This is a genomic window from Mesorhizobium sp. M7A.F.Ca.CA.002.09.1.1 (genome assembly GCF_003998555.1).
GTDB lineage: Bacteria > Pseudomonadota > Alphaproteobacteria > Rhizobiales > Rhizobiaceae > Mesorhizobium > Mesorhizobium ciceri.
Map to the genome: position 1 here is coordinate 1 of NZ_RZRR01000115.1, position 9,276 is coordinate 9,276.

8 protein-coding genes and 1 pseudogene are annotated in these 9,276 nt (G+C 62.6%); 2 read left to right on the top strand and 7 right to left on the bottom strand.

Annotated features, from left to right (window positions below):
- Positions 1 to 1,087: pseudogene (locus EN994_RS07740) on the bottom strand (RNA degradosome polyphosphate kinase); the annotation flags it as partial.
- A gap of 211 nt (positions 1,088 to 1,298) precedes the next feature.
- On the opposite strand from EN994_RS07740, the gene EN994_RS07745 reads away from it, so the two are divergent.
- Together EN994_RS07745 and EN994_RS07750 are read left to right on the top strand one after the other, a co-directional pair.
- On the top strand, positions 1,299 to 1,544 hold the full coding sequence (locus EN994_RS07745; RefSeq protein WP_013532417.1) for a zinc-finger domain-containing protein: 246 nt from the start codon (positions 1,299 to 1,301) through the stop codon (positions 1,542 to 1,544).
- Between the two features lie 19 nt (positions 1,545 to 1,563).
- Positions 1,564 to 2,805 (top strand): FAD-dependent monooxygenase, encoded by a 1,242-nt coding sequence (locus EN994_RS07750; protein ID WP_013532418.1) that lies wholly within the window; start codon positions 1,564 to 1,566, stop codon positions 2,803 to 2,805.
- Between the two features lie 74 nt (positions 2,806 to 2,879).
- Here EN994_RS07750 and EN994_RS07755 read toward each other — a convergent pair whose 3' ends face one another.
- From EN994_RS07755 to EN994_RS07780, 6 genes are all read right to left on the bottom strand, one after another.
- Positions 2,880 to 3,548, bottom strand: coding sequence for a TIGR02117 family protein (locus EN994_RS07755; RefSeq protein ID WP_013532419.1), 669 nt, complete (start codon positions 3,546 to 3,548; stop codon positions 2,880 to 2,882).
- A gap of 111 nt (positions 3,549 to 3,659) precedes the next feature.
- A complete protein-coding gene (locus tag EN994_RS07760; RefSeq protein WP_013532420.1) occupies positions 3,660 to 4,463 on the bottom strand; it encodes an amino acid ABC transporter ATP-binding protein in 804 nt (267 codons plus the stop codon).
- 31 nt (positions 4,464 to 4,494) lie between these two features.
- Positions 4,495 to 5,652 carry an amino acid ABC transporter permease gene (locus EN994_RS07765; RefSeq protein WP_013532421.1) on the bottom strand — a complete coding sequence of 386 codons (1,158 nt, stop codon included), beginning with the start codon at positions 5,650 to 5,652 and terminating at the stop codon, positions 4,495 to 4,497.
- A 9-nt stretch (positions 5,653 to 5,661) separates the two neighbouring features.
- Complete coding sequence (locus EN994_RS07770) at positions 5,662 to 6,849, bottom strand: amino acid ABC transporter permease (protein ID WP_013532422.1); 1,188 nt, start codon at positions 6,847 to 6,849, stop codon at positions 5,662 to 5,664.
- Positions 6,850 to 6,912: 63 nt separating this feature from the next.
- Positions 6,913 to 7,941: an amino acid ABC transporter substrate-binding protein gene (locus EN994_RS07775; protein ID WP_013532423.1), complete on the bottom strand. Its 1,029-nt coding sequence runs from the start codon at positions 7,939 to 7,941 to the stop codon at positions 6,913 to 6,915.
- 443 nt (positions 7,942 to 8,384) lie between these two features.
- On the bottom strand, positions 8,385 to 9,260 hold the full coding sequence (locus EN994_RS07780; RefSeq protein WP_013532424.1) for a DUF2182 domain-containing protein: 876 nt from the start codon (positions 9,258 to 9,260) through the stop codon (positions 8,385 to 8,387).
- Between the last annotated feature and the right edge of the window lie 16 nt (positions 9,261 to 9,276).

Consider the following 9,276-nt stretch of genomic DNA (forward strand, 5'->3'; position numbering starts at 1 on the left):
ATTCGTAAGGGTGATGGACGACGATGTCCTTCTCGCGGATGGCGGCGAAACAATCGCCGCCATGCTCGCGGATGCGCTCGGGAAAACGCGGATTGTAGGGCGTGAATTTCAGGTCGTCGCGGGGAACGGCGACGATCTCGGAAATCTGGCTGAGCGCCAATGGACCGGTCAAGACGCTGATGCGGCTGGACGACACGCCAAGCTCGCCGGCGACGAAATCGCGCAATTCGCCAGGCATCAGCCTGTCGAATTCGATGCGGATCACCGATCCGCGCCGACGCCGCTTCAGCGCCGTTTCGAACAGGCGCACGAGGTCCTCGGACTCCTCCTCGACCTCGATATCGCTGTCACGGATGATGCGGAACGTGCCGGAGCCCTTGACCTCGTAGCCGGGGAAGAGCTTGCCGATATAGAGGCCGACAGCCTCTTCCAGCGGGATGAAGCGGACATGATGCTTGCGGTCCGGCAGACGGATGAAGCGCTTCAGCGCCACCGGCAGGCGCAGCAGCGCGCTCATCTCCTCGCCATTCTTGCGATGGCGCAATTGCAGCGCCATCGAGAAGCCGAGATTGGGGATGAACGGGAACGGATGCGCCGGGTCGATCGACAGCGGGGTCAGCACCGGGAAAACCTGTTCCTGGAAATGGTCTTCCAGCCAGATTTTCTCGTCCTTGGTCAGCGCATCGCGGGTGATGCTCTCGATGCCTTCCTTGTTGAGCAGCACGGTGAGCGCCGAAAGGCTCTTCTGCTGGTCTTCCTGCAGCCGCTCGACCTCACGCAGCAGCTGTTCGAGCTGCTGTTCGGGGGTGCGGCCGTCGGGGCTCTTCAGCGTGATGCCCTCGCGCACCTGGCCGGCAAGACCGGCGACTCGGACCATGAAGAACTCGTCGAGATTGGCGGCCGAGATCGACAGGAAGCGGACGCGCTCCAGCAGCGGATGATTGAGGTTCAGCGACTCCTCGAGAACGCGCCGGTTGAACTGCAGCCAGGAAAACTCGCGGTTGACAAACCGGTCCGGGTTGCCGCCTTCCGGGCGAGCCACCTCGACATCCACGAATTCGTTCTGCACCGGCTTCAGTTCGTTCATGATTCCCGCTCTTCCACACCCGCTCAAGCCGGCTAGCCAGTCACTCTAGCGACCCATGGTCCCTCCCGGAAACCGAAATCGGTTTTCGGGCCATGGGTTAACCGGCTTAACTTATCCTCTGACAGGCTTTTGCGACAGTTTGATTTCATCGAACTTGCAAAGAGGCCTGATATGATCCAGATGCAGACGAGACTGCGTTAAGGAGACGACGATGGCAGGCGGTTCCATTCCCCATTTTCAGAACGATGCGGGCTATCCGGCAATCGACATCGGCGTGAAGGAATTCATGTGCACGGGCGCCAATCCGCCTTTCGACCACCCGCATGTGTTTCTGGACATGGGCGACGACAATGAAAAAGTCTGTCCCTATTGCTCGACGCTCTACCGCTATTCGCCGAAGCTGAAGGCGACGGAAACGCTGCCGGCCGGATGCATCTACATCGAACAGGCCGCCTGAGACTTTCGCGACCAGCCCGATGAACGACACGCGTTCCCGGCAAATTGTCGTCGCCGGGGCCGGTGTCGCCGGATTGACCGCAGCCCTTGCATTCGCCTCGCGCGGCTACGCGGTTCGGGTGTTCGAACAGGCGCAGCGCCTGGAAGCTGCCGGCGCCGGCATCCAGCTCTCTCCAAACGCGACGCGCATCCTTCGCCAGCTTGGCGTGCTCGACCGGCTGCTGCCGGCAGCGGTGCGGCCGCAAGCCGTGGTGTTGAAGAAGGCCGCGACCTTGCGCGAACTGGCGCGCGTGCCGCTGGGGCAAGCCGCCGAAACCCGCTGGCAAGCACCCTATCTCGTCGCGCACAGGGCCGATCTGCAGAGCGCATTGACCGCGCGCGTTGCCGAGGTGCCGGATATCCATCTCACCACCGGCGCGCGCATCGGCGACGTTGCCTCCGGCCCGCATGGCATCACGGCGACGGCCGAGATCGACGGCAAGACCATCGAGGCGGAGGGCTTCCTGCTGGTCGGGGCCGATGGCGTCTGGTCATCGGTGCGCCCACTTGTCGACTCGGCCAAGGGGTCGGCTTCGCCAAGAAACCATTTCTCCGGCGAACTGGCCTGGCGCGCGACCATCGCAGCCGATAGCGCCGCGGGGCAGAGCTTTGCCGCCATCGGCGCCAGGGACTGCGTCACCACCTTCCTGCATCCCGGCTTCCATATGGTGGCCTATCCCGTCAGCAAGGGTGCGGCCTTCAATCTCGCGGCCTTCACCAGGGGCGACCGCATTGCCGAGGGCTGGTCCGGCAACGCCGACGCCGGGATCCTGACCCGAGCTCTTGCCGGCACTGCGGCAGAACTTGCCCGTCTGGTCGAGCAGGCCGGCCCGTGGACCGCGTGGCCGATCCACACTGTCGACCCGCAACAGCCCTGGACAACACCGAACGGCATGGCGCTGATCGGCGACGCCGCGCATGCGATGACCCCATTCGCGGCGCAAGGTGCGGCCATGGCGATCGAGGATGCAGCGACGCTTGCCGACGCCGTCTACGCCTCCCCTACGAACCCGCTGGCCGCGCTTGCGGTTTGGGAACAGTCACGGCGGCCGCGTGTCGCGCAGGTCGCCCGACGCGGCGCTGTCAACCGGCTGGCCTGGCATGCCGCAGGGCCGGTGGCGATTGCGCGCAACGTGTTCCTGAAAATGCGCTCGTCGGAAAAACTCGCGGCGGATTTGGACTGGCTCTATGGCTGGCGGGCACCGGAGGCTGACGAAAGCTGAAACCTGCGAAAGGTTGGCGGGACAGAGGGGGGTGTGAAGGAACGCGACACTCGCCAATTCGCGGAATGCCCACGCTAATTATACAGCCGCATCGATAGCCCGAGCGATACAGGCAGCGGGTTCCACCAGCCGGTGCGCAGGCCTGCGGTGCGCAAGGCGGCCGCCGTCCAGGTGTTGCAGCCGATCAGTGCGTTGAAATGGCCGTTGGCTTCGTAGAAGCCGTCGAACCTGGAATAGGCCGCGTCCGGAACGAGGATCGGGCCTTCCGGTCCGCGCTGGAAACTCGCATCGATGAAATCGAGCAACGCCGCGAACCGGTCCTCTGTGATGTCGAACCCCGCGATGTCAGGGGGCGGTTCGAGGATGTCACCGGCGACATCGACATGCATGACCGACGCGTCGAGGGTCAGTGCCTTCATCACCGGTACCGCCTTCAGCTCGGACCATGTCGGCGTCTCCAGGTAGAAGGCGCGACCGCCCCAGCCGAAGACGATGTAGCGGACCTCCGGCCTGTCGGCCGGTATGCCGGCGTCGACCAGGAAGTGGAAACGCTGGCGCACGGCATCGTCGACCGGGATGGCGATATCGGTGTGGATCGGATTGTTCAGCACCAGGATGTGGCGCGTCGCGGCGGGCATGGCGGCGGCCGCCGGCCACAGCGGCCGCGGCACGAGGGTGCCCGTCGTCACGGCGAGAGCGACGACAATCAACAGAAGGCCTAGAAAACGTCCCAGTCTCTTCATGAAAAGCGGCTCTGCAAAAGCGCTCCAGCGCGACAGGAACGGTCGCCTGTTATGCCATACGCAAAAGAGCCCGGCAGTGTTTCAGCCGGGCTCCTCGCAAACATCGAAAGCCTAGTGCAGGATCTGCGACAGGAACAGCTTCGTGCGCTCATGGCGCGGGTGGTCGAAGAACTCGGCCGGCGTGTTCTGCTCGACGATCTGGCCCTGGTCCATGAAGATCACCCGGTTGGCGACCTTGCGGGCAAAACCCATCTCGTGGGTGACGCACAGCATGGTCATGCCTTCTTCGGCAAGGCCAACCATGGTCTCCAGCACTTCCTTGATCATCTCCGGATCAAGCGCCGAGGTCGGCTCGTCGAACAGCATGATGCGCGGGTTCATGCACAGCGAGCGGGCAATCGCCACACGCTGCTGCTGGCCGCCGGAAAGCTGGCCGGGATATTTGTTGGCCTGTTCCGGGATCTTGACGCGCTTGAGGAAATGCATGGCGATTTCCTCGGCCTGCTTCTTCGGCGTCTTGCGCACCCAGATCGGCGCCAGCGTGCAGTTCTCCAGGATGGTCAGATGCGGGAACAGGTTGAAGTGCTGGAACACCATGCCGACCTCGCGGCGCACCTCGTCGATCTTCTTGAGATCGTTGGTCAATTCCTTACCGTCGACGATGATCTTGCCCTTCTGGTGCTCCTCCAGGCGGTTGATGCAGCGGATCATGGTCGATTTGCCGGAGCCGGAGGGGCCGCAGATGACGATGCGCTCGCCGCGCATCACTTTCAGGTTGATGTCCTTCAGCACATGGAACTCGCCATACCATTTGTGCATGGCGATGATGTCGATGGCGACATCGGTCGTCGAAATCTGCATCTTGGCGGCGTTGACCTTGATCTCTTCGGCGCTGACGGCATTTTCGGTGGCCATGAGAGGGATCCCCTTGTTCTTTTGTTTATGTTTAGCGTTTGTGGCCGGTGTCGAGCCGGCGTTCGGTGTACATTGAATAGCGCGACATGCCGAAGCAGAACAGCCAGAAGACGAAGGCGGCGAAGATCAGGCCGGACCTCGCCGTCTGCGCGGTTGCCCAGTTTGCATCGGAAAAATTCTGTTTGACGATGCCGAGCAGGTCGAACATCGAGATGATGATGACCAGGCTGGTGTCCTTGAACATGCCGATGAAGGTGTTGACGATGCCCGGGATGACCAATTTGAGCGCCTGCGGCATGACGATGAAATACATCTTCTGCCAATAGCCGAGGCCGAGCGAATCGGCACCTTCATATTGGCCCTTGGGGATCGCCTGCAGGCCGCCGCGCACCACTTCGGCCATATAGGCGGCGGCAAACAGCGACACGCCGATCAAAGCGCGCAGGAACTTGTCGAACGAAACGCCCTCCGGCAGGAACAGCGGCAGCATGACGCTGGCGAAGAACAGCACGGTGATCAGCGGGATGCCGCGCACCGTCTCGATGAAGACGACGCACAGCGTCTTGATGATCGGCATCTTGGAACGGCGGCCGAGCGCCAGCACGATGCCGAGCGGCAGCGACACGGCAATGCCGACGAAGGACAGGCTGAGCGTTACCAAGAGCCCGCCCCAAAGCGAGGTCTCGACATGCGGCAGGCCGAACATGCCGCCGACCAGCAGGACGAAGGCGACGATCGGCAGCACGAAGAACAGCAGAACCGCATTCAGCCCTTTGCGTGGCACCTTCGGCATCAGCATCGGCACCAGCAGCGCCACGAACAGGATGGCGACCAGGATCGGCCGCCAGCGCTCCTCGATGGGATAGCGGCCGAGCATGAACTGGCCGAACTTGGCATTGACGAAAGCCCAGCAGGCGCCGGTCCAGCCATCCGGCTGGATGCCGCCTTGCGCCACCGTGGCGCATACGGTCCGGTCCGGCCCCGTCCACACGGCGTTGATGAACGCCCAATTGATGATTTGCGGCAGGATCATCGCCACCAGGGCGATGCCGACGATTGTCAAAATGGTGTCGCCGGTAGACGCGATCAGGTTCTTGCGCACCCATGCGCCGAGGCCGGTGACGCTGGCGGGCGCCGGCTGCGCCAGCACCATTTCGGTGCGCACCCAGGACATATCATGTTCTTGCATGTCCTTACCTCACCTCTCCACCAGCGCCATCTTGGCGTTGAACCAGTTCATCACAAGCGAGGTCAGAAGGCTGATGGCGAGATAGATCACCATCATGATCACCACGCCCTCGACGGCCTGGCCGGTCTGGTTCAGCACTGTCCCGGCGGTCGCCGTCAGGTCCGGATAGCCGATGGCGATGGCCAGCGACGAGTTCTTGGTCAGGTTGAGATACTGGCTGGTCAGCGGCGGAATGACGATGCGCATGGCCTGCGGCACGACGACCAGCCGCAGGATCGATCCGGAACGCAATCCCAACGCTCCGGCGGCTTCCGTCTGGCCCGCGCTGACACCCCTGATGCCGGCACGCACGATCTCGGCGATGAAGGCGGCGGTATAGCAGGACAGCGCCAGATAAAGCGACAGGAACTCCGGCCGGACCTGAAAGCCGCCGGTCAGGTTGAAAGTCGACTGCTTGGGGTAATCGAAGCTCAGGGGAAAGCCGCTCAGCGCATAGGCGAGCAGCGGCAGCCCGACGATCAGCGCCGCGGATGTCCAAAACACCGGAAATTGCTGGCCGGTCGCCATCTGCCGTTGCCGCGCCTTGCGCGCGACGAACCACGCCATGGCGATGCCGACGAGCAGGGCGACGAAAATCAGCCATGAACCGTCGCCCCATACGGCGCGTGGAAAATAGAAACCGCGCTGGTTGAGAAAGGAGCCGAACGGCAAATTGATGCTGTCGCGTGGCGCCGGCAGCACGGCCAGCACGCCGGAATACCAGAAGAAGATGACCAGCAGCGGCGGGATGTTGCGGAAGACCTCGACATAGACGGTGCAGATCTTCCTGATCAGCCAGTTCTTCGAGAGCCGGCCGATGCCGATGACGAAGCCGATGATTGTCGCGGTGATGATGCCGACGATGGCGACGATGACCGTGTTGAGGAGGCCGACCAGAATGGCGCGGCCATAGGTCGAATCCGACGAATAGGCGATCGCGCTCTCGCTGATATCGAAGCCGGCGCGGCCCTTGAGGAAGCCGAAGCCTGAAGCGATGCGCAACCGCGTCAGGTTGTCGATGACGTTGTGGGCAATCCACCAGACGCCCGCCACCAGCAGCACGACGACCAGCACCTGGAAGAATATGCCCCGGATTTTCGGATCGTTGATGAAGGAGCCGCGGCTGGGCTCCTCGCGAAGTACGTCCTGCGATGCCATTCGACCGTCCCCTGGAAAGAGAAACCGGGAGGCAGATGATCTGCCTCCCGGATCACATTTCGATCAGCGGATCGGCGGCGCGTATTGCAGGCCGCCCTTGGTCCACAGCGCGTTGATGCCGCGCGCGATCTTCAGCGGGCTGCCCGAGCCGACATTGCGCTCGAACATTTCGCCATAATTGCCGACGGCCTTGACGATGTTGACCACCCAGTCATTGGAGACGCCGAGATCGGTACCGATCTTGGTGTCGGCTTCCTGGCCGAGAACGCGCTTGATCTCGGGGCTGGCCGAGTTCTTCATCTCATCGACATTGGCCTTGGTGATGCCGAGCTCTTCAGCCTGCAGCAGCGCAAAATAGGTCCATTTGACGATGTGGTACCACTGGTCGTCGCCCTGGCGAACGGCAGGTCCGAGCGGCTCCTTGGAGATGATCTCGGGCAGCACGACATGGTCGGCCGGCGATCCCAGCGTCAGGCGTATGCCATAGAGGCCCGACTGATCGGTGGTGTAGACGTCGCAGCGGCCGGCATCATAGGCGGCGTTGACCTCTTCCAGCTTTTCGAAGACGACGGGATTGTACTCCATCTTGTTGGCCTTGAAGTAGTCGGCGAGGTTCAGCTCGGTGGTGGTGCCGCTCTGCACGCAGACGGCTGCGCCCGAGAGCTGCAATGCCGAATTGACACCCGGCAGCTTCTTGGCGTTGATCATGAAACCCTGGCCGTCATAATAGGTGACGCCGATGAAATTCAGGCCGAGTGCCGTATCGCGGTTGATGGTCCAGGTGGTGTTGCGCGACAGGATGTCGATCTCGCCCGACTGCAGCGCGGTAAACCGCTCCTTGGCGCTGAGCGGCGTGAACTTGACCCTGGAGCCGTCACCGAAGACGGCGGCCGCGACAGCGCGGCAGAAATCCGCATCGATGCCTTGCCAGTCACCCTTGTCGTCCGGCGCCGAAAAGCCGGCCAGGCCGGTGGAGACGCCGCACTGGATGAAGCCCTTCGCCTTGACGGTGTCGAGCGTGGCCGCCGACGCGGCGGACGCCATCAATCCAAGCGTGGCGGCGCCTAGAATGCCGATAGCAATGTGTTTCATGACCCACAGACCCTTTTCTCTGTTTTTCAGGAGTAAATCCTGATTTTTTTCTCCCGTGTGAACGCGGCTTCATCCCGGCCCATCCCGAAACCCCGCATCGTAACCGACGCGCCGCCTCCCATTCACAAATGTCATCGAAGGCGATAATTCCTGTGAGGTCAAGGGAAATGACCCAAACCCGAAGAGTTTGAAAACCGATTGCCGTAAATGCCTGATTTACAGACAAACACGCCCGCGAATTAGTCAGCAGGGGCCAATAAAGGCGGCAAAGCTGATGCAACGCCAACGCGGGGCCGATACCGGCCGCGGCAGCGAAATCCATCCCGGGCAAATACCTCGTGGTTGTTGACCTCCGCGTGGGGCGAACTACCATGTCCCAAGATTGTCTTCTGACGATTTACTGGCGGCTGCAGTCCAATACAGGTCGCAGACGAAGACTGTTCTCAAGAGGCTTGAAAGACGATCCAGGTCCCGATGCCAGCCATCAACGCGCCTGAAACGCGCGGAATCAGCTGCCCGGTCGGCACCGTCTTCTCCAGCAGGACGAGGATGGCGATGCCGGCGATCCACAGCACGTTCATGACGCCACCGACGAACAGCAGAGCCATCAGCGCCCAGCAGCACCCCAGACAGTAGGCGCCGTGATCGATGCCCAGCCGGAGCGCGCCGAGCGGAGCGGAGCGGAATCCGCCATGGCCGGCCAGGAACGCGATCGGGGCCTGACATTGGCGCAGGCAGACGCCCTTCATCGGCGTCCATTGATAGAGACCGGCGGCGATCAGGACGAGGCCGCCGAGGACCGCGCTGCCGGTCGCCATCGAGGGGTCGAGCAAGGCAAGACGGGCGAGCAGCCATTGCGCACCGGTCGCCACGAGGCTGAAGACGGCCCAGACGGCGAGGTAGCCGGCAAAAAACCATCCCGTCGAAGCGATGGGCCTGCCATCCGCCCGCGCCTTGCGGCCGACACCGGCATAGAGCAGCAACATCGGTGCGACCGAAGGCGTCATCATGCCGACCATCATCACCGCCCACATCGTGAAGGTGAAAGCGAAATCGGCCAATGCCCAGGCCCGGATGCCTGGCGCCACGGCGGCGCCCATATCCATGCCGCCCATACCCATGTTCGACCCGTCCATATTCGACATGTCCATTCCGGCCATGTCACCGCCTCCGCTGTCCGGCAAGGCGGAGCCGGGCATGACCATGTCGGTGGCGAGCCACAGCACATAGGCCCAGGCGAGCACGGCAATCACCACGAGCGCGGCCATCACGACCGCGCGATCGCGCCGCAGCACCGCCTCGAGGGCCGTGTCGCCCATTGGATCAGGTCAATGC